This is a genomic window from Kocuria sp. BT304 (assembly GCF_003290245.1).
Lineage (GTDB): Bacteria > Actinomycetota > Actinomycetes > Actinomycetales > Micrococcaceae > Kocuria > Kocuria rhizophila_A.
In genome coordinates this window covers 2,404,430-2,423,960 of sequence record NZ_CP030039.1, presented here as the reverse complement: position 1 = coordinate 2,423,960, position 19,531 = coordinate 2,404,430, and the positions used below count along the sequence as shown (strand labels likewise).

General features: G+C 71.2%; 14 protein-coding genes. 6 read left to right on the top strand and 8 right to left on the bottom strand.

The window, feature by feature from the left end; translation table 11 throughout:
• Positions 1 to 21 precede the first annotated feature (21 nt).
• The gene (locus tag DNL27_RS10620; RefSeq protein ID WP_239494350.1) at positions 22 to 1,275 is read left to right on the top strand and encodes a TDT family transporter; all 1,254 of its coding nucleotides are present in this window, start codon (positions 22 to 24) and stop codon (positions 1,273 to 1,275) included.
• Between the two features lie 96 nt (positions 1,276 to 1,371).
• Positions 1,372 to 2,433: an enoyl-CoA hydratase/isomerase family protein gene (locus tag DNL27_RS10615; protein WP_239494348.1), complete on the top strand. Its 1,062-nt coding sequence runs from the start codon at positions 1,372 to 1,374 to the stop codon at positions 2,431 to 2,433.
• Between the two features lie 268 nt (positions 2,434 to 2,701).
• On the opposite strand, the gene DNL27_RS10610 is transcribed toward DNL27_RS10615, so the two are convergent.
• On the bottom strand, positions 2,702 to 4,117 hold the full coding sequence (locus DNL27_RS10610) for a uracil-xanthine permease family protein (protein ID WP_112235517.1): 1,416 nt from the start codon (positions 4,115 to 4,117) through the stop codon (positions 2,702 to 2,704).
• Between the two features lie 254 nt (positions 4,118 to 4,371).
• On the opposite strand from DNL27_RS10610, the gene DNL27_RS10605 reads away from it, so the two are divergent.
• The 3 genes from DNL27_RS10605 to DNL27_RS10595 all read left to right on the top strand — a co-directional run bounded on the left by DNL27_RS10605 (position 4,372) and on the right by DNL27_RS10595 (position 8,099).
• Positions 4,372 to 5,226, top strand: a complete 855-nt coding sequence (locus DNL27_RS10605) for a 3-hydroxyacyl-CoA dehydrogenase (RefSeq protein ID WP_012399026.1) — start codon at positions 4,372 to 4,374, stop codon at positions 5,224 to 5,226.
• Positions 5,227 to 5,606: 380 nt separating this feature from the next.
• Positions 5,607 to 6,389 carry a metal-dependent transcriptional regulator gene (locus DNL27_RS10600; protein WP_112235516.1) on the top strand — a complete coding sequence of 261 codons (783 nt, stop codon included), beginning with the start codon at positions 5,607 to 5,609 and terminating at the stop codon, positions 6,387 to 6,389.
• A gap of 171 nt (positions 6,390 to 6,560) precedes the next feature.
• Positions 6,561 to 8,099 carry a sulfatase-like hydrolase/transferase gene (locus tag DNL27_RS10595; RefSeq protein WP_112235515.1) on the top strand — a complete coding sequence of 513 codons (1,539 nt, stop codon included), beginning with the start codon at positions 6,561 to 6,563 and terminating at the stop codon, positions 8,097 to 8,099.
• Between the two features lie 52 nt (positions 8,100 to 8,151).
• Here DNL27_RS10595 and DNL27_RS10590 read toward each other — a convergent pair whose 3' ends face one another.
• The 7 genes from DNL27_RS10590 to DNL27_RS10560 form a co-directional block, all read right to left on the bottom strand.
• Entirely contained in the window at positions 8,152 to 9,234 is a 1,083-nt protein-coding gene (locus DNL27_RS10590) for a peptidoglycan bridge formation glycyltransferase FemA/FemB family protein (protein ID WP_112235514.1), read from the bottom strand.
• Between the two features lie 292 nt (positions 9,235 to 9,526).
• Positions 9,527 to 9,670, bottom strand: coding sequence for a YrhK family protein (locus tag DNL27_RS12650; RefSeq protein WP_012399021.1), 144 nt, complete (start codon positions 9,668 to 9,670; stop codon positions 9,527 to 9,529).
• Positions 9,671 to 9,733: 63 nt separating this feature from the next.
• Positions 9,734 to 11,368 carry a phosphoglucomutase (alpha-D-glucose-1,6-bisphosphate-dependent) gene (gene pgm, locus DNL27_RS10580; RefSeq protein ID WP_012399020.1) on the bottom strand — a complete coding sequence of 545 codons (1,635 nt, stop codon included), beginning with the start codon at positions 11,366 to 11,368 and terminating at the stop codon, positions 9,734 to 9,736.
• Positions 11,369 to 11,504: 136 nt separating this feature from the next.
• Positions 11,505 to 13,097, bottom strand: a complete 1,593-nt coding sequence (locus DNL27_RS10575) for an amidase (RefSeq protein ID WP_112235513.1) — start codon at positions 13,095 to 13,097, stop codon at positions 11,505 to 11,507.
• A 35-nt stretch (positions 13,098 to 13,132) separates the two neighbouring features.
• Positions 13,133 to 14,608 carry an amino acid permease gene (locus tag DNL27_RS10570; RefSeq protein ID WP_112235512.1) on the bottom strand — a complete coding sequence of 492 codons (1,476 nt, stop codon included), beginning with the start codon at positions 14,606 to 14,608 and terminating at the stop codon, positions 13,133 to 13,135.
• Positions 14,609 to 14,903: 295 nt separating this feature from the next.
• On the bottom strand, positions 14,904 to 16,247 hold the full coding sequence (gene gabT, locus DNL27_RS10565; protein WP_112235511.1) for a 4-aminobutyrate--2-oxoglutarate transaminase: 1,344 nt from the start codon (positions 16,245 to 16,247) through the stop codon (positions 14,904 to 14,906).
• Positions 16,248 to 16,333: 86 nt separating this feature from the next.
• Positions 16,334 to 17,809: an NAD-dependent succinate-semialdehyde dehydrogenase gene (locus DNL27_RS10560; RefSeq protein ID WP_112235510.1), complete on the bottom strand. Its 1,476-nt coding sequence runs from the start codon at positions 17,807 to 17,809 to the stop codon at positions 16,334 to 16,336.
• A 327-nt stretch (positions 17,810 to 18,136) separates the two neighbouring features.
• Here DNL27_RS10560 and DNL27_RS10555 point away from each other — a divergent pair, with 327 nt between their 5' ends.
• Positions 18,137 to 19,516 (top strand): NAD-dependent succinate-semialdehyde dehydrogenase, encoded by a 1,380-nt coding sequence (locus tag DNL27_RS10555; protein ID WP_112235509.1) that lies wholly within the window; start codon positions 18,137 to 18,139, stop codon positions 19,514 to 19,516.
• The last annotated feature ends 15 nt before the right edge of the window (positions 19,517 to 19,531 follow it).

The window sequence follows — 19,531 nt, the reverse complement described above, 5'->3', positions numbered from 1 at the left end:
TGACAGCCGCATCCTGGAGTGATGAGCCGCCCTTCCCAGCCCGCTGCCGCGCCCTCTGCCGCTTCCGTGAACGCGCCCGCTGCCCCCTCCGCGCGCCCGGGGACCACTGCCTCCCGGACCGCCGACCCGTCCCGGGGCCAGAACTCCTCCCGCAGTGCACCCGCCACGAAGCGCACGGTCACCTCCCTCCCGCTGCCTCCCGCGGGCCCGCAGTGGTACGGCTCGCTCATGGGCACGGGCATTGCGGCGACCCTCACACAGACCCTGGGTGGTGACCTTCCCGGCGCCAGGGGGCTCGCGGTGGCGCTGCTGGTGGTCGGGTGGTGCGTGTTCGTGGGCCTGACCGCGGCGTTCGGGCTGCGGATCGTGCGCCGCCCGGCGGTGCTCGCGGACACCATCCGGGACCTCCCGGTGCTGGCCACGTGGGGCATGGTCTCCATGGGTGTGCTGTCCCTGGGCTCGGCCACCACCACCGTGGTGCCCGCGCACTGGCCCGCCCTCGCCTCGGCCGCGTGGGCCGTGGACGGGGTGCTGTGGACGGTGGGCACGGTGCTGGGCGTCCTCACCGCGCTGGGCTTCGCGGCCCGGCTGATCGGTCGGGACGTGGGGTCGCCGTCCACCACGTGGGGCCTGCCGATCGTCCCTCCCATGGTCTCCGCCACCACCGGCGCCGCGCTCGTGCCGCACCTGGCCACCCGCGAGGGCCAGCTGCTGCTGGTGATCACCACGGTGGCGTGCTTTTTCCTGGCGCTCGTGCTCGGCCTGGTGGTCTTCGCCGTGGCCTACCACCACCATTGGCGCGTGGCACCGCTGCCGCTGGCCGCCTCCACGAGCGCGTGGATCCCGCTGGGCGTCGTGGGGCAGTCCACCGCCGCCGCGCAAGCGATCGCGGTGCAGGCGCAGCGCTTTGTGCTCCCGGAGGACACGGCCACGCTGGTGCACGTGGCGAACGTCTACGGGATCGTGATCCTCAGCTGCGGCGTTCCGCTGATCGTGTGGGCGACCGTCATGACGGTGCGTGGCTTCCGGCAGGGCATGCCGTACTCGCCGGGCTGGTGGGCGCTCACGTTCCCCATCGGCACCGTGTGCCTGGGCCTGCACGAGCTCGAGGGCGGCACGGGGGTCCGCGCCTTCGGCGCCGCCTCGGACGCGGTCTGCCTGGTGCTGCTGTGCACCTGGACGCTGTGCACCGTGGCCACGGTCCGCGCCGTGCGTGCCTGCGTGTTCAGCGCCGAGAAGGCGGCGGCGGAGCGGGTCCCGCGCGCCGCATCCTGACGCGCACTCCGTGGGGAAAGAGGGCCCGGGCGGCGTCGTGCGCGCCGGATGTGACCGCGGCGACACCGCACGGCGCGCCTGGTTAGCATGGGGAGCATGATGGCCACCGAAGAATCCCTCGTCCGGGCCGAGATCGTCGGGCACACCGGACTGCTGACCCTCACCCGCGGCAAGGCGCTCAACGCGCTGAACCGGAGCATGTACCACCAGCTGGTGGACGCCCTGCAGATGTGGCGTGACGATCCCGCGATCACCGAGGTGGTCGTGCGCTCCGAGCTGCCCAAGGCGTTCTGCGCGGGCGGTGACATCAAGGAGGTGCGCACCGCCGCGCTGGAGGGTCACGAGGACGAGATCCGGGACGCGTTCGGCACCGAGTACTCCATGAACGCGGTGATCGCCCGCTACCCCAAGCCGTACGTGGCCATGATGAACGGGATCGTGATGGGCGGCGGCATGGGGCTCTCGGTCCACGGCTCGCACCGGATCGTCACGGAAACCACGCAGCTGGCCATGCCGGAGACCGCCATCGGCTTCTTCACGGACGTGGGTGCCAGCTACTTCCTGCCGCGGGTCACCCGCGGTGCCGGGGCCGGCATCGACGACGACGCCGCCCGCCGCGAGTCCCTCGCCGTGGCCCGGTACCTCGGGCTGGGCGGCGTGCGGATCACCGGGGCGGACGCGATCGCCCTGGGCCTGGCGGACGTGTTCATCGACTCCTCGGACGTGGACGCGTTCGTGGAGACCGTCACCACGGACGGTGTGGATGCCGCGGTGGAGAAGTACTCGAAGGACGCCCCCGAGTCCGAGTTCCCCGCCCGGTGGGACGAGATCGTGGCGACCTACGGCGCGGACACTCTGGAGGAGGTCGTGCGCAATGCGGGCTCGGACCTGGACGGCATGAGCCCCACCTCGCTCGCCCGCGTGTTCGAGCTGCTGACCAAGGGCTCCGAGGACGACGACGTGGTGTCCTGCCTGGAACGCGAGCTGCGCATGGCGGAGGACACCGCGGTGGGCCACGACTTCATCGAGGGCGTGCGCGCCATGGTGGTGGACAAGGACAAGTCCCCGCAGTGGGAGCCGGCCACCGCCGCCGAGGTGGACGAGGATCGCATCCGGGCGCTCGTGTCCGAGAAGTCGGAGCTGCCCATCCGGGTCTGAGCTGCCCATCCGGATCTGAACCGCGCAGACCCCCTGAGACGCCGGCACCCCGCACACGAGGACGTGTGCGGGGTGTCGTGCTGCGTGCCGCTGCTGCGGGTTCCCCGTGGCTTCCGGCGCACGCCCGTGTCCGGACCTGCGGGCTCGACCGGGTGCTGTCGGCGCCGGGCTGCCCGGGCGCCGGGTCGGGACCGAGCCCGCGCCCGCATGGTGAGGGTGCACGCGGAGCCGGCTGTGCGGCGTCGTCGTTCGCGCGGGTGCTGGGAGCTCAGCCCAGGGGCGAGGGGCTCTGCGAGGTGTCCGGGGTGAGCGGGTCCGAGCCCACGGAGCCGCGGGCGCGCGCGATGGCCGCCATGAGGTGGTAGACCACCAGGGCAGCTGCGGTGCCCAGGGCGATGCCGGCGAAGTCGAGCCCGGCCACGGACCAGGTGTAGTCGCCGATGCCCACGATCATGGCGATGGCCGCGGTGGTGAGGTTGACCGGGTTGGAGAAGTCCACGCGGTTCTGCACCCAGATCCGCACGCCCAGCATGCCGATCATGCCGTAGAGCACGGTGGCCGCGCCGCCCAGCACGCCCTGGGGGACGGTCGCGACGGCCGCGCCGAACACGGGGGTCACGCTGAGCAGGATCGCGACGAGCGCGGCCACCCAGTAGGCCGCGGTGGAGTACACGCGTGTGGCGGCCATGACCCCGATGTTCTCCGCGTACGTGGTGGTGCCGGAGCCGCCGCCGGCGCCCGCGATCATGGTGGCCAGGCCGTCGGACATGATGGCGCGGCCGGTGTAGGGATCCAGGTCGTCGCCGGTCATCAGCGCCACGGACTTCACGTGGCCGATGTTCTCAGCCACGAGCACCAGGATCACGGGGATGAACAGCCCGGCCATGCTGAGGTGGAACTCGGGCGTCTGGAACTGCGGCAGCCCGAACAGTCCCTGCTGCTCCCACGCGGCCTGGATGGCGTCGAACTCCACCTCGCCGCGCAGCACCGCCGTGAGGTAGCCGATGGCCACGCCCAGCAGGATGGACAGCCGCCCCAGCAGGCCACGGAACAGCACGGAGATCAGCACGATGGACCCCAGTGTGACCAGCGCGGTGACGGGTGCGGCCGTGAAGTTCTCCTTGGCGGACGGTGCCAGGTTGAAGCCGATCAGCGCCACGATGGTGCCCGTGACCGCCGGGGGCATGAGCTTCTGCAGCCACCCCGTGCCCGCGACCTGCACGATCACACCGATCAGGAACAGCGCGGCACCGGCCATGATCACGCCGCCGAGCGCCCCGCCCGGACCGTACTGGTTCACGGACGCGGTGATCGGGGCGATGAACGCGAACGAGGACCCCAGGTAGCTGGGCACCCGCCCCGCGGTGACGACCAGGAACAGCACCGTGCCGATGCCCGAGAAGAACAGCGTGGTGGCCGGCGGGAAACCCGTGAGCAGCGGCACCAGGAACGTGGCCCCGAACATCGCCACCACGTGCTGCGCGCCGATCGAGATGGTCCGCGGCCACGCCAGCCGCTCCCGCGGGGTCACCACGTCCCCCGGGGCCACGTGCCTGCCGTCCCCGTGCAGCCGCCAGTTCAGGCCCAGGCGATCGACGACGCCGCCGCGCCGGTCCTGCTCGCGCGGTGCCTGCTGCTCGTGGCGCGTGGGCGGGGTGTGGTCGGGGGAAACCGGCGAACTCATGGGTGCTCCTTGTCCTGGGCGGGCCGTGGGTGCCGCCCCGAGGATTCTAGTGCGCGGGTGGGGGCCCGACTGGTGGTGCGGGGCCCACGCGCGGTGGCGAGGGCGCCGGGGGAGGCGGCCGTGCGGCGTCGTCGGCCCCTGGCGAGAAACCTACGAGCGAGTAGGGTGAGTGACGGGGGCCACGCCCGTGGCCGCCGGGCCCGCGGGAGGCCGACTCGCGCGAGCGTGACTCACACAGGAGTGGGGAGGACATCATGGCTGAACTGACCAACGTGACCGTGATTGGATCCGGGGTGCTCGGATCGCAGATCGCGTTCCAGGCGGCGTACTTCGGCAAGACCGTGACCGTGTACGACATCAGCGAGGAGATCGTCGGGGCGCTGCCCGGCAAGTGGGAGAAGCTTTCCCTGCTGTACACGCGGGACATGGCGGCCACGCCCGAGCAACTGGAGGCGGCCAAGGCCCGGTTGAGCGGCACCACGGATCTCGAGGCGGCACTGCAGGACGCGGACATCGTGATCGAGGCGGTGCCCGAGAACCTCGAGCTCAAGAAGAAGGTGTGGTCCCAGATCGGTGCGGCCGCGCCGGAGAAGACCGTCCTGTGCACCAACTCGTCCACGCTGCTGCCCAGCGACATTGCCGAGTCCACAGGCCACCCGGAGCGGTTCCTGGCGCTGCACTTCGCCAACGAGGTGTGGCGCAACAACACCGGCGAGGTCATGGGCCACGCCGGCACGGACCCCGCGGCAGTGCAGGCCGTCCTGCAGTTCGCGGAGGAGATCGGGATGGTGCCGATCCACATCCAGAAGGAGCAGGCCGGCTACATCCTCAACACCCTGCTGGTCCCGTTCCTCACGGCGGCATCGCACCTGTGGGTCAACGACATCGCGCAGGCGGAGGACATCGACAAGACGTGGCGCACGGCCACCGGCTCGCCGCTGGGCCCCTTCCAGATCCTGGACCACGTGGGCATGGAGACCTACTACCAGATCAACCTCAACGCGGGGACCGAGGAGTCCCAGCGGGTCGCGGAGCGGGTGAAGCGGGAGTTCATCGACAAGGGCCACATGGGCCGCAGCTCGGGGCAGGGGTTCTACACGTACGAGTGAACCCCCGGCCGAGCCCGGGGTGGAGCCCGGCACGGCCGCGGCCTACGATGGGCAATAACGGAGCACATGCAGATCTGAGCGCCATTTTCTGCGTTTGCTCCGTTATTGCACGCCTCCTGCGGGAGTCGTTCCGCCGCAGCGGCCCGGCGCGCAGGCGCGTCACCGTCGCACAGCCTGACGACGCCACACGGTGATTCCTCGCACCCAGTCGACGGCGCGGCGTCGCCGGGTGTCGCGGCACCCGAAGCGACTTCGGACGTGAGCCCGGGCGCGGTCCCGGGAACGGCCCGAGCGGCGTCGCCCCCGTCCGCCGCCCCCCGGTGCGCACGCCGCGGGGCGCACCCTTGGGGACGTCCCGGGCGGGCCGCTAGCCTGAACCCGTGCACCCCGCAGAGCTGAGCCCGTCCACCCAGGACTACCTGAAGACCATCTGGCGGCTGGGCGAGTGGGAGCCGGAGCGTGTGACCACCACCTCACTGGCCGCGCGCATGGGGCTGGCGGCCTCCACCGTGTCCGAGGCATTGAAGAAGCTCACCGCGCAGGGCCTGGTGACCCGGCCCTCCTACGGGGTCGTGGAGCTGACGCCCGAGGGTCGTGACGTGGCCGTGCACATGGTGCGCCGCCACCGGATCCTGGAGATGTTCCTGGCCACCGAGCTGGGCTACTCGTGGGACGAGATCCACGGCGAGGCCGAGGTGCTCGAGCACGCCGTGACCGACCGTTTCATCGACCGCGTGGACGCGAAGCTCGGCCACCCCCGGGCCGATCCGCACGGGGACGCGATCCCCTCGCGGGACGGGGTGGTCGTCCCTGCCCCGGCGGTGCCCCTCTCGGACGTCACCCGTCCGGAGCCCGTGCGGGTCGCGCGCGTCTCGGACGAGAGTCCCGAGGTCCTGCGGATACTCGCGGAGGCGGGGATCCGGCCGGGCGCGGTGCTGCGGGTGCTTCCGGGCCCGGCCCGCAGCGCCACGGTGCGGGTGCACGTGGCCGCGGGGGGAACGACGCCTGACGGTGGCGTTCCGGGGGACGGCTCGCCCGCCGCTCGGCAGCCGCAGACTGCTCCCGGCACCCCGGGCGGGGACGCCACCACTGGTGACGCCGTGGAACTCGGCATCCTCGTGGCGGAGGCCGTCTGGGTGCAGCCCGCCGCCCACGCGAGCTGAGCGCGCCCGCCCGCCGCGTCCCGTGCCCCTGCACCCCCGACAGGTGAACAGCGGGTGACTGCAACATGTCCTACCCTTGAATGAACACGAATGCGAGTGCGGCGGCACACCACGCCCTAGCCGCGGCGGTGCGGGCTGGCACCGGTGATTGAGGAGCGCGAGGTCCAGAACATGTCCGAGGGTTTTCTGCGCGCGAGCAGACGGCTGGGCCGGTGGACGGGCCGAGGGCTCTGCTACGGCCTGATCTGGCTGGGCCTCACCCTGCTGGCGGCCGCCGGGGTGATCCGGCACTACTGGGGCCAGATCTCCGTGGGACAGATGCGCATGAACCTGGTCTCCGTGCAGACGGACGGCGGTGGCGGGTCGATCGTGTGGGTCTCGGTGCTGCTGATCGGCGTGCTCCCCGTGCTGCTGACCCTGGCGGTCGCGCTGGGCCGGTGGGGGTGGCGGCGTCGCCGTCCGGCCGGGCGCCCGGCGCGGGCCCCGCGCGGCGTGGTCCGCTCCGCCTCCGCGATCGCGGTGGCAGCGGTCGTGGTGGGAGGCACCGCGAGCTTCGCGTCCGCGGTGGACCTGCCCCGCTACGTCAAGGCCGCCAAGTCCCCGCACGACATCGGCTCGCGCTACGTCCAGCCCACCGTCACCGGGGAGGCGGGCAAGCGCAACCTGGTGGTGGTTTACCTCGAGTCCGGGGAGCAGACCCTCGCTGACGACCAGCTGTTCGAGAAGAACGCGTTCGCGCCCCTGGAGGACGTCACCCGGGCGGAGGACGGCTGGCGCAGCGTCACCGACCTGCAGCAGTACGAGGGCGGCGGCTGGACCATGGCCGGACTCGCCTCGACCCAGTGCGGCATTCCCCTCAAGAGCTCGGGGGAGGGCATCAGCTCGAGCGACATCGGCGCTGGGATGGAACAGTACCTGGGCGGTGTCACGTGCCTGGGGGACGTGCTGCAGAACCACGGCTACACCAGCACGTTCCTGGGCGGGGCCAACTCCTCGTTCGCCGGCAAGGACGCCTTCCTGCGCTCGCACGGCTACACGGAGGACAAGGGGCTCGCGGACTGGCGGGCCGCCGGCGAGCCGGAGAAGAACTTCCGCGGTGACTGGGGGCTCAGCGACGAGAGGCTCATGGCCCACGCGAAGGACGAGGTGGACCGCCTGCACGCCGAGGCAGAGCTCACGGGCCAGCCGTTCAACCTGTCCATGCTCACCCTGGACACCCACGAACCGGTGCACGTCTACGACTCCTGCGGCGTGGACACCCAGAACCAGGTGACCTCCGTGTTCGCGTGCTCCATGACGCAGGTGGCGGGTTTCATCGAGCACATGAAGGCCCGGGGCTACCTGGAGGACACCTCCGTGGTGGTCATGGGGGACCACCTCAAGCACATGAGCGCCGGGGACGCGTTCCACGAGCAGCTGGACCACCACCCCAACCGCACCATCTTCAACCGCGTGTGGATCCCGGGGGAGTCCTCGGACCAGCCCCTGCGGGCGGGCGCGGACCAGCTGTCCATGTACCCGACCCTCCTGGAGGCGGCGGGGCTGTCGGTGCACGACGGCGCCGCGGGCCTCGGCACGTCCGTCCGGCGGCAGGAGCCTCCCCAGGGCGCGGCCCAGGCCATGGACCCGGAGGAGTACGCCCAGCTGCTCGAGTCCCGCTCGGCCGAGTTCTACGCGCGCGCGTGGAATCCGCAGGACCCGGTGCGCTGAGGGTACCGACCGCTGGAGCCCCGGCGGTGGTTCCGGCCGCCCCGGCCGGTGGTCAGCGCTCGGGGAGCAGTCTGGCCCGCGCCGTGTCCGCGGCGCCGCGTGCGCGACCCCGCACGGTTGAGACCTCGTCCCGCGCGCGGCGGGCCACGCGGTAGGCCGCGTACCGCGGTGCACTGACCGGCAGGTCCCACGTGCCGCCGAGGGCGACGTCCGCCCCGCCGAACGACCGTTTGAACGCGCTGAACCCGGTCCAGGGATGGCCGGGGTCGTTGGCGGAGGCCACGCCGAAGAGGTCCGCCACGCGCTGACCCTGGGCCGCGGCGTCGAGCAGCGCCTGGACGATCAGCGGCTGGTTGGGCCGCAGCTTGCGCAGCGCGGCGTCCATCCCCGAGTGGGCGAACACCCGTGTGGTGGGCGAGTCGTAGGTGAGCAGCGCGCTGACCACGGCGCCGTCCACGGAGCTCGTGTAGGCGGTGCAGCTCCCGGTCTCGCGCAGCACGCGGGCGGCCGTGCGGAGGTAGTCGGAACCGTGCGCGGTGAAACCCCGGCGCCCCGCCGTGCGGTGCAGCAGCTCGATCACAGCGTCCGCGCCGCTCGGGTGGGTGCTCGACTCCAGGGTGATGCCCTTGTCCCGGTGGCGGCGCCACAGGTTCCGGTTGGTGCCGGTCATGGCCCCAAGGATCCCGCCCGGCTCCCGCGTGAGATCCACCCACCGTGTGTAGGCCGGCTGGATGTCACGGGGTGCGGGGCGCGCACCGTGAGCGGTCAGTGCAGCGGCGAGCACCGGGGCGGTCGCGTTCTGCCGCCGCACGGCATCCGTGAAGCCCTCGCCCGACGACGCCGCCGCCTGCGGTTCCACGCGCAGCCAGCCGATCCGCGCGGCCCGGGCCGCGCTCCGCAGCTCGGTGAGGGCGTCCGGCAGGGCCTCCGGGTGGCTGAGCACGGGGCCGTACGGCGCGTACCAGAGCCTCCCCGCGCGTGACGTCTCCTCGACCACCAGGGCGTGCCAGCCGGGCCCCGAGAAGAGGTGGGTGGCGCGGCCCAGGGCTGCCTGGAAGCGGTGCCACGGTTCGGACTGCAGCACGCCAGCGGGTCCGAGAACGGTCGAGGGGTCTGGGGCGGGGGTGTGCCTCATGCGGGGGTCTCATCCTTGAGTGGTGCCCCCGGGGCGAGGGATCGTCCACGGTGCCGCGAGGGTCGGTGCTCATTGAAGCGCCAACCTCAGCCGCAGTCAACACCCCGGCACCCGGCACAGTCACGCGGTGGTGTGCCGGGTGCCGGACGCCCAGGCCGCAGGCACCCGGCGCCGCTCAGAAGTCCCGCGAGTCCTCCGGAGAGCGGCCCGGGGCGATGCGCTGCAGGTGCACCCTGCGGGTGATGCGGATGCTCGGGCGGATGAGCACCAGCGCGCTGCCCACCACGACCAGCTACGTGGCCACGTACATCGTGGAGTCGTTGAAGAACAGGAACGAGCCCACCAGGAAGATGATCCCGATCAGGATGTCGTTGGCGATCGACAGCGTCTCGTAGCGGCCGCGGATCACGATCTCGTGGTGACGTCCCGCGGGCACGTCGATGGGGTGGGTGCCCGGGTGGTGCGCGGCGGCGGACGCGGCGTCATGCGCTGCCCAACCTCAGCCGATGACCGAGTCCACCAGGGCCTTGGCCTCCTGCTGCACCTGCTTGAGGTGCTCCTCACCCTTGAAGGACTCGGCGTAGATCTTGTAGACGTCCTCCGTGCCGGAGGGGCGGGCCGCGAACCACGCGTTCTCGGTGGTGACCTTGAGCCCGCCCACGGGGGCACCGTTGCCGGGGGCCTCCGTGAGCTTGGCGGTGATGGGCTCACCGGCCAGGGTGTCCGCGGTGACCTGCTCGGCGGAGAGCTTCTTGAGAGCGGCCTTTTGCTCGCGGTTGGCCGGGGCATCGATGCGCTGGTAGACGGGATCCCCGAACTGCTCCGTGAGCTCGCGGTAGCGCTGGGAGGGGGTCCTGCCGGTGGTGGCGGTCATCTCCGCGGCGAGCAGCGCCAGGATGATGCCGTCCTTGTCCGTGGTCCACACGGAGCCGTCCCGGCGCAGGAAGGACGCCCCCGCGGACTCCTCGCCGCCGAAGCCGATGGAGCCGTCCAGCAGGCCCGGCACGAACCACTTGAAGCCCACGGGCACCTCGTCCAGGCGGCGGCCCAGGGACTGTGCCACGCGGTCGATGATCGAGGAGGACACCAGGGTCTTGCCCACGCCCGCGTCGCCACGCCAGCCGTCACGCGTGCGGTAGAGGTAGTCGATGGCCACCGCGAGGTAGTGGTTGGGGTTCATGAGCCCGGCGTCCGGGGTCACGATGCCGTGGCGGTCGCTGTCCGCGTCGTTGCCCGTGGCGATGTCGTACTTCTCCCGGGCCCCGATCAGAGATGCCATGGCCGAGGGGGAGGAGCAGTCCATGCGGATCTTCTCGTCCCAGTCCAGGGTCATGAACGCCCACTGCGGATCCACGGTGGGGTTCACCACCTCCAGGTTCAGCCCGAAGCGCTCGCCGATCTCCTGCCAGTACGCCACGGACGCCGAGCCCATGGGGTCCGCACCGATGCGCACCCCGGCGGTCTTGATGGCGTCGAGGTCGATGATCTCGGGCAGCGCGGAGACGTAGCTGTCCAGGAAGTCGAACGTGCCCGTGGTCTCCGCGTCCTTCGCGTCCTCCAGGGGTACGCGCCGCACGCCGTCCAGGCCCGCCTCGATGAGCTCGTTCGCGCGGTTCGCGATCCACTCGGTGGCGTCCGTGTCCGCGGGGCCACCGTGCGGGGGGTTGTACTTGAAGCCACCGTCCGTGGGCGGGTTGTGGGACGGGGTGATCACGATCCCGTCCGCACGGTCCTCGGGCTCGGACGCGTTGTACGTGAGGATCGCGTGGGACAGCGCCGGGGTGGGCGTGAAGCCGTCCCGGGAGTCCAGCAGCGTGCGCACGCCGTTGGCCGCGAGCACCTGCAGGGCGGTGTCCTGCGCGGGCCCGGACAGCGCGTGGGTGTCCCTGCCCATGAACAGCGGTCCGGTGATGCCCTGCCCGGCGCGGTACTCCACGATCGCCTGGGTGATCGCCGCGATGTGGTGCTCGTTGAACGAGGTCTTCAGTGAGGAACCACGGTGCCCGGAGGTCCCGAACACCACGCGCTGGTCCGGGTTCCCGGCGTCCGGCACCCGCTCGGTGTAGGCCGCCAGGAGCTGGTCGATGTCCACGAGGTCACTGGGTTGGGCAACGGTGCCCGCACGGTTGGTCATGCCACCAACCTAGTCCCGAAAGCGCGCCCCGTCAGGCCGTGCGCCGCTCGGTTTCGGGCCCCGCCCCCGCCACGGCGGACGACGACGCCGCACGGCCCCCTCCTGCGCGCGGGCGGCGCCGTGCGCGGAGGGGCACTCAGGCGACGAGGTGTGCGTGCGGCGTCGTGGGCGGGTCCAGCTGGGCGGCCAGCGCGAGCAGCTGCGCCTCCGAGGACGCGCGCCCCACCAGCTGCACGCCCATGGGAACCGGCCCGGGGTAGTCCCCGGACCCGGGGGTGCGCCACGTGGTGGGCACCGTGATGGCGGGCAGCCCGATTACGTTCACCACCGAGGTCCACGGCGTGTACTGGCACTGCCGCAGGTAGTCCTGGTCCGCGCCCGCCGGATCCGCGATGTCGAAGCCCTTGTGGTACCAGCCCACGGGCCGCGGGGGCATGGCGAGAGCCGGGGTGAGAATCATGTCGAAACGGGAATACTGGCGGATCAGGTCCGCCTCGATGCCGCGCAGCACGGCGAACGCGTCTGCGAGCTCCACCGCACTGCGGGAGAGTGCGCGCTCGCGGAACGAGCGGGCGAGGCCGGTGAGCAGGTGCTCGGCGCCGTCGAGCGGCAGCTGGCCCATGGCGGTGGTCCACAGCCGGGAGAAGGCCTCGGGGTACGCGGGATCGTAGTGGAGATCGGCGTCCTCCACCGTGTGGCCCAGGGACTCGAGCCTGCGGATCCCCTCGTCCAGCGCGGCGCGCGCCTCGGGGGACACCGTGATCTCGTACGTGGCGTCGAAGGGCGAGGCCGTGCTCACCCCGATGCGCAGGGGGCGATGACCCCACGGCGCGTCGCCCTGCAGGGCGCGATCCACGACCCGCGAGAACGAGGGTTCCGGCACGGCCACCACGGGCCGGTCGATGCGCTCGTGGCCCGGGGTGCCGCACAGCACGTCCATGAGCAGGGCGGCGTCTGCGGCGGTACGGGTGATGGGTCCGTTGACCCCCAGCTGGCCGACGTTGGACAGCGCGTCGCTGCTGGGGACCCGACCCCGGCTCGGTTTGAGCCCGATGAGCCTGCACGCCGCGGCCGGAATCCGTACGGAACCGCCGCCGTCCGAGCCGATGGCCGCGGGGAGGATGCCCGCGGCTACGGCGGCGGCCTGGCCTCCGGAGGAACCTCCGGCCGAGCAGTGCAGGTCAAAGGGGTTGCGCGCCGGAGGGTACAGGCGGTTCTCGGAGTAGCAGTTGAGCAGGAACTCGGGCACCTGGGTCTTGCCGAGCAGCACGGCGCCGCTGTCCTGCAGGGTGGCGGCGAGCTCGTCCGAGCGTTGCGCCCGCGGGATGCTTCCGTCCGCCCCGCGGGTGGTCAGTGAGCCCCACGAGGTGGGCATGCCGGCGACGTCGTGCCCGTCCTTCAGGGACAGGGGGACACCGCGCAGGGCGGCCGCTTTCGCGTGCTCCCGGGAGGGCCCGGCGGAAGGGCGCGTTCCGCCGTGCCGGGTGGTTCCGCCGGATCGTTCGGACGCCGGTGCCGGAGAGTCTTCGAGCAGACCCCCGCAACGCAGCCGCTGGTCCGCGGCGCGGGCGCTCTCCAGTGCGGCATCCCGTGCCACGTGGACGAACGCACCCAGGTGCTCGTTCAGCGCGTCGATGCGGTCCAGGGCATCCGAGGTCAGGGACTCGCTCGTGGTCTCGCCGCCGCGCAGTGCCGCGACGGTCTCGGTCAGGGTGGGGAAGTGCGCCACGGGATCCTCTCGCGGGGTCGGTGAACGGTGGGGGATCAGGCGGTGGGCGTGGTGGCGGGGGCCGCGGTCTCGGCGGCCCGGCGGCGTCGCAGGTTGCGGCGCACGAGCGGCCAGAACACGGCGAGCACCGCCACCGCCACGAGGCTCGTCCACACCTGGGTGCGGCTCGCGGCGTCCGAGACCAGCATGACCACGACGATTCCCGCGACGGCCACGATCACCAGGATGCCGAGCCACGGGTGCAGCCAGATCTTGAGCTTGAGGTTCGCCCGCTCCTCGGGGCTCATCTGCGACCGCAGCTTCATCTGGGTGATGGCCACGAACACGTACACGAACAGGGCCACCAGGCCCGCCGAGTTCATGATGAAGTCGAAGATCCCGGACTCCGGAGCCAGGAAGTTCACGAACACCGCCGCATAACCGCCCAGGGTGGAGGCGAGGACCGCCACCGCGGGGACGCCGTTCCTGGACTTGCGGGCCACGATGCGCGGAGCCAGCCCCTCACCCGCCAGGGCGGAGAACATGCGAGCGGCCGAATACAGGCCGGAGTTCAGCACGGAGCACACCGCGGTGAAGATCACGATGCTCATGATCATCTCCGCGCCAGGCACGCCGAAGCGCTCGAAGACGTGCGCGAACGGCGCCTGCACGTCCGGGTCCGGAAGCTGGTTCCAGGGGACGATGGTGACGATCAGCAGGACGGATCCCACGAAGAAGATCAGGATGCGCCACACCACGGTCACGGTGGCCTGGCGGATGCCCTTGGCAGGGTCCTCGGACTCCGCGGCGGCCATCACGGCGATCTCGGTGCCGAAGTAGGAGAAGATCACCACGGCCACGCCGGAGATCACGGCCCAGCCGCCCTGGGGTGCGAAGCCGCCGTGCTGCCAGAGGTTGGGGATCGAGAAGTCGGCGCCCGGCCACAGCCCGAACGCGAAGAGGGCGCCCACCGCCAGGAAGACCACGATCACGGCCACCTTGATGCTCGCGAGCCAGAACTCCACCTCACCGAAGGAACGCACGGAGATCAGGTTGGTGGCGGTGAAGACCAGCAGCAGGACCACCGAGCCCAGCCACACGGGCATCGCCGGGAACCACCCCGCGAGCAGCGAGCCACCCACCACGGCCTCGAACGCAATCACACCCACCCAGAAGTACCAGTAGAGCCAGCCGACGAAGTACCCGGCCCAGTCGCCCAGGCCCACGCGCGCGTACTCCATGAACGAGCCCACGGCGGGGCGCGACGCCGCCATCTCCCCGAGCATCCGCATGGCCAGGAACACGAGCAGCCCGCCCAGGAGGTAGGAGAGCACCGCGGCCGGACCCACCAGGCGGATCACATTGCCCGAGCCCACGAACAGGCTGGCGCCGATGATCCCGCCCAGCGTGATCATGGTGACGTGGCGCGAGCGCAGCGCCTTGTGGGTGATCTCGGGGGAGTCACCCTCGGCCGCAGGGGCGGCGGAGCTGCCGGTCGGTGCCGGTCCCTGTGGTGCTTTGCCGGTGCTCATGGCTGGTCCTTTCGACCGCAGGAGAGGTGGTGGCGGTGGCTGCGGATAGGTGAGTTCTACCACACGAGGGGCGCGGGCGGCGTCGTCGTACGCCGTGCGGCGCACGGGTGGATCTGCACCGTTGCCGCAGGTCCGGGCCGGCCGCGGTGGAACGGTGCCGGCCCGGGCCCGGTGCCGCGGCAGGTCCGGGCCACGCGGCGTCGTCGTGCCGGGCAGGCGAGCGGGATACAAACGGGCGGCCACCGGAGAACCGGTGGCCGCCCGTCAGGGTGCATGAGACGTCAGATCCCCGGGATCAGGCGCCGACCTCCTGGATGGCCGCGGCGAACACGCCGAGGGCGTCGCGCAGCAGGTCCATGTCGATGACCAGCGGCGGGAGCAGGCGCACAATGTTGCCGTACGTGCCGCACGTGAGGATCGCGACGCCCTGCTCGAGGCAGCGCGCGGCGATCTGCTTGGCGGCGTCCGGGTTGGGCTCCGTGGTGCCGGGCTTCACGAACTCGAGGGCGATCATCGCGCCGCGGCCGCGGAGGTCGCCCACCACGGGGGCGGACTCCGCCACGGAACCGAGCTCCTCGCGGATGACCTTCTCGATCTCCCGCGCACGCGCCACAAGATCCCACTCCTCGATGGCCTCCAGGGCGCCGAGGGCCGCCGCGCACGCGACCGGGTTGCCGCCGTAGGTGCCGCCCAGGCCGCCGGGGTGCACGGCGTCCATGATCTCCGCGCGGCCCACCACGCCGGACAGTGGCATGCCGCCGGCAATGCCCTTGGCGAAGGTCACGAGGTCCGGCTCCACGCCCTCGTGCTCGGACGCGAACCATGCGCCGGTGCGCGCGATGCCCGCCTGGACCTCGTCCGCGACGAACACGGCGCCGTTCTCGCGGCACCACGAGGACAGCGCAGGCAGGAAGCCCTCGGCCGGCACGATGAACCCGCCCTCGCCCTGGATGGGCTCGATGACCACGGCGGCCACGTTCTCCGCGCCCACCTGCTTCTCGACCATGGTCAGTGCGCGCTTCGCGGCCTCGGCGCCCGTCATGCCCTCGGGGTCGCGGAACGGGTAGGACATGGGCACTCGGTAGACCTCGTTGGCGAACGGCCCGAAGCCCTGCTTGTACGGCATCACCTTGGCGGTCATGGCCATGGTGAGGTTGGTGCGCCCGTGGTAAGCGTGGTCGAACACCACGACGGCCTGGCGCTTGGTGTGCACGCGCGCGATCTTCACGGCGTTCTCCACGGCCTCGGAGCCCGAGGTGAACAGCGCGGTGCGCTTGTCGAAGGACCCGGGGGTCAGCTGCGCCATCTTTTCGCCCACGGCCACGTAGTCCTCGTACGGGGTGACCATGAAGCACGTGTGGGTGAACTTGGCCACCGCGTCCTGGACGCGCGCCACCACCTTGGGGTTGGAGGCGCCCACGGACGTCACGGCGATGCCGGAGCCCAGGTCCACCATCTGGTTGCCGTCCACGTCCTTGATCACGCCGCCGTCCAGCTCGTCCGCGAAGACGGGCAGGGAGGAGGCGACGCCGGCCGCGACGGTCTGCGCGCGGCGCTCGGCCAGTGACTGGGACTTCGGGCCGGGAATGCTGGTCACCAGCTCGCGTTTCTGCGGAAGCCGGTACTCGATCTCTGCCATCTCTGATGGTCCTTTCGTGCTGTGCGCGGCGCTGCGCCGCGGGATGCGGTGCGGGCGGATCGGGCCCGCGGAATCCGGTGCGGGGATCAGGCCCAGGGGGAGGGCATGCCCATGTACTGCACGGTGGTGTACTCGGCGATGCCCTCGGCGCCGCCCTCGCGGCCCACGCCGGACTCCTTCACACCGCCGAACGGTGCCGCCGCGTTGGAGATCACGCCCACGTTCAGCCCCAGCAGGCCGTACTCGATGCGCTCGCCGATGCGCAGCGCGCGGGAGATGTCCTCGGTGAACACGTAGGAGGCCAGGCCGTACTCGGTCATGTTGGCCAGGCGCACGGCGTCGTCCTCGTCCGTGAAGGTGGTCACGGGCGCCACGGGACCGAAGATCTCCTCCTGGAACACGCGGCACTCCTCGCTCACGCCGGTGAGCAGGGTGGGCTCGAAGAAGTAGCCGGGCCCGTCCACGGGCTTGCCGCCCACGACGGCGCTCGCGCCCTTCTCGAGTGCGTCCTGGACGAACTCGTTGACCGAGTCCAGGGCCTTCTTCTCCACCATGGGGCCCACGGTGGAGTCCTCGTCCAGGCCATTGCCGGGCTTGAGCGCCTTGAGCTTGGCCGCGAACTTCTGCGAGAACTCCTCGGCCACGGACTCGTGCACCAGGAAGCGGTTGGCGGCGGTGCATGCCTCGCCCATGTTGCGCATCTTGGCGGCCATGGCGCCCTCCACGGCCTTGTCCAGGTCCGCGTCCTCGAACACGATGAACGGGCCGTTGCCACCCAGCTCCATGGAGGTGCGCAGCACGTGGTCCGTGGCGGTCTTCATGAGCTGCTTGCCCACCGGGGTGGAGCCCGTGAAGGACACCTTGCGCAGGCGCGGGTCCGCCATGATCGGATCCGAGACGTTGGACGCGGACTTGGAGGACACCACGTTCAGCACGCCCGCGGGGATCCCCGCCTCGATCATGAGCTTGGCGAAGAGCTGGGAGGTCAACGGGGTCAGGCGCGCGGGCTTGAGGATCATGGTGCAGCCCGCGGCCACGGCGGGTGCCACCTTGCGGGTGGCCATGGCCAGCGGGAAGTTCCACGGGGTGATCAGCAGGCACGGGCCCACGGGCTTGTGGGACACGAACATCTTGAGGTTGCCCTCGGGCGTGGACGCGTAGCGGCCGTAGTGGCGCACGGCCTCCTCGGAGAACCAGCGCAGGAACTCCCCGCCGTAGACCACCTCGCCCCGGGCCTCCTTCAGCGGCTTGCCCATCTCCAGGGTCATCAGCAGCGCGAGGTCCTCCTTGTGCTCCTGGACCAGGTCGAAGGCGCGGCGCAGGATCTCGGAGCGCTCGCGGGTGCTCGTGCGGGCCCAGGACTCCTGGGCGTTCGCGGCGGCGTCCATGGCCGCATGCGAGTCCTCCTCGGTGGCCGAGGCGAGCGTGGCCAGGATCTCGCCGGTCGCGGGGTTCTCGACGTCGAACGTGCCGCCGTCCGAGGCGTCACGCCACTCACCGTTGATCAGAAGACCCTTGGGGGTCGCCTCGAGGACGGCGGAGACCTTGTCGTGGATGCTCATCTTTTTCCTTTCGGCGCGCGCCGGTGCGCGGCGATCTCGGGTTCGTGGGACGGGGCTGTCTGCGTTCATCGTATGCCCGGGCGCAAGGGGCGCCGGGCCCGAACCGTCCATTGTCCAGGGGGTGGACGCGTTCACCCCGATTGTTCTGGTTCGTGACGCCCATCATGCTCACCGCGGCCGTCGTCGGCGCTCCCGCGCGCCGCTCACCCGCGTCCCGGTACGGACGCCGCACGGTGCCGTCCGCGACCGGCGCACCGCGGCCTCGTGGGCTTCTCGCCCTGGGTGAAACCCCTGCCGCGGCCGTGTGATGCGCCGTAGGCTCGGGTCATGGCTTACGCAACCACCAACCCCGCAACCGGGGAGACCGTCAAGACCTTCGAGACCGCCACGGACCAGCAGATCCGCGACGCCGTGGCCCGTTCCGCCAAGGAGTACACCTCCTGGCGCACCGTTCCGGTGGCGGAGCGCGCGCGGCTCATGCACGCCATGGCCGGTCTGTACCGCGAGCGCCAGGACAAGCTCGCCGCCCTGATCACCGAGGAGATGGGCAAGCCGCTGGCGCAGTCCGTGTCCGAGGTGCAGCTCGTGGCGGACATCTACGACTACTACGCGGACAACGCCGAGGAGTTCATGAAGGGCCGCACCTTGACGCCCTCCACGGGCGGCGAGGCCCGCGTGGTGCTCGACTCCACGGGTGTGCTGCTGGGGATCATGCCCTGGAACTTCCCCTACTACCAGGTGGCGCGCTTCGCCGCCCCCAACGTGATGCTCGGCAACACCGTCATCCTCAAGCACGCGGGCAATGTCCCGCAGGCCGCGCTCGTGCAGGAGCAGCTCTTCCACGAGGCGGGCTTCCCCGAGGACGTCTACATCAACGTGTTCGCGTCCAACGACCAGGTCGCGGAGATCATCATCCCGGATCCGGCGGTGCGGGGCGTTTCCCTGACCGGTTCGGAGCGGGCGGGCGCGTCCGTCGCGGCCACCGCCGGCAAGAACCTCAAGAAGGTTGTGCTGGAACTGGGCGGCTCGGACCCCTTCATCGTGCTGGACGCCGAGAACCTGGAGCGCACCGTCAAGCAGGGTGTCCTCGGGCGCATGAGCAACAACGGCCAGGCGTGCACCAACGCCAAGCGCTTCATCGTGCTGGAGGACGCCTACGACACCTTCGTGGAGAACTTCACCCAGGCCGTGCAGGGCGTGACCCCCGGGGATCCCATGGACCAGAAGACCTTCCTGGGCCCGCTGTGCGCCGTGGAGGCTCGCGACGAGATCATGGAGCAGGTCCAGGACGCCGTGGACAAGGGTGCCACCGTGCTCGCCGGCGGCAAGAAGCTCGACAAGCCCGGAGCGTGGATGGAAGCCACCGTGCTCGCGGACGTCACCCCCGAGATGCGCGCGTACGCCGAGGAGATCTTCGGCCCCGTGGCCGTGGTCTACAAGGTCAAGGATGCGGACGAGGCCGTGGAGCTCGCCAACTCCTCGCCGTTCGGCCTGGGCGGCTCCGTGTTCGGCTCGGACGAGGCCGCCGCCGTGGAGGTCGCCCAGCGCGTGGACTCCGGGATGGTGTACGTCAACGAGACCACGGGCACCGCCCCGGACCTGCCCTTCGGCGGCGTCAAGCGCTCGGGCGTGGGCCGCGAGCTCGGGCCGTTCGGCATCGAGGAGTTCGCCAACAAGAAACTGATCCACACCCCCAAGAAGAAGTAGTCGGCACAGGCTCTT

Excerpts from the sequence above, each read along its gene's own strand:
- DNL27_RS10605 (WP_012399026.1), top strand. The coding sequence starts at position 4,372 with ATGGCTGAACTGACCAACGTGACCGTGATTGGATCCGGGGTGCTCGGA.
- DNL27_RS10610 (WP_112235517.1), bottom strand. The coding sequence starts at position 4,117 with ATGAGTTCGCCGGTTTCCCCCGACCACACCCCGCCCACGCGCCACGAG.
- pgm (WP_012399020.1), bottom strand. The coding sequence starts at position 11,368 with ATGACCAACCGTGCGGGCACCGTTGCCCAACCCAGTGACCTCGTGGAC.
- DNL27_RS10560 (WP_112235510.1), bottom strand. The coding sequence starts at position 17,809 with ATGAGCATCCACGACAAGGTCTCCGCCGTCCTCGAGGCGACCCCCAAG.
- DNL27_RS10590 (WP_112235514.1), bottom strand. The coding sequence starts at position 9,234 with ATGAGGCACACCCCCGCCCCAGACCCCTCGACCGTTCTCGGACCCGCT.
- DNL27_RS10595 (WP_112235515.1), top strand. The coding sequence starts at position 6,561 with ATGTCCGAGGGTTTTCTGCGCGCGAGCAGACGGCTGGGCCGGTGGACG.
- gabT (WP_112235511.1), bottom strand. The coding sequence starts at position 16,247 with ATGGCAGAGATCGAGTACCGGCTTCCGCAGAAACGCGAGCTGGTGACC.
- DNL27_RS10570 (WP_112235512.1), bottom strand. The coding sequence starts at position 14,608 with ATGAGCACCGGCAAAGCACCACAGGGACCGGCACCGACCGGCAGCTCC.
- DNL27_RS10555 (WP_112235509.1), top strand. The coding sequence starts at position 18,137 with ATGGCTTACGCAACCACCAACCCCGCAACCGGGGAGACCGTCAAGACC.
- DNL27_RS10615 (WP_239494348.1), top strand. The coding sequence starts at position 1,372 with ATGATGGCCACCGAAGAATCCCTCGTCCGGGCCGAGATCGTCGGGCAC.
- DNL27_RS10620 (WP_239494350.1), top strand. The coding sequence starts at position 22 with ATGAGCCGCCCTTCCCAGCCCGCTGCCGCGCCCTCTGCCGCTTCCGTG.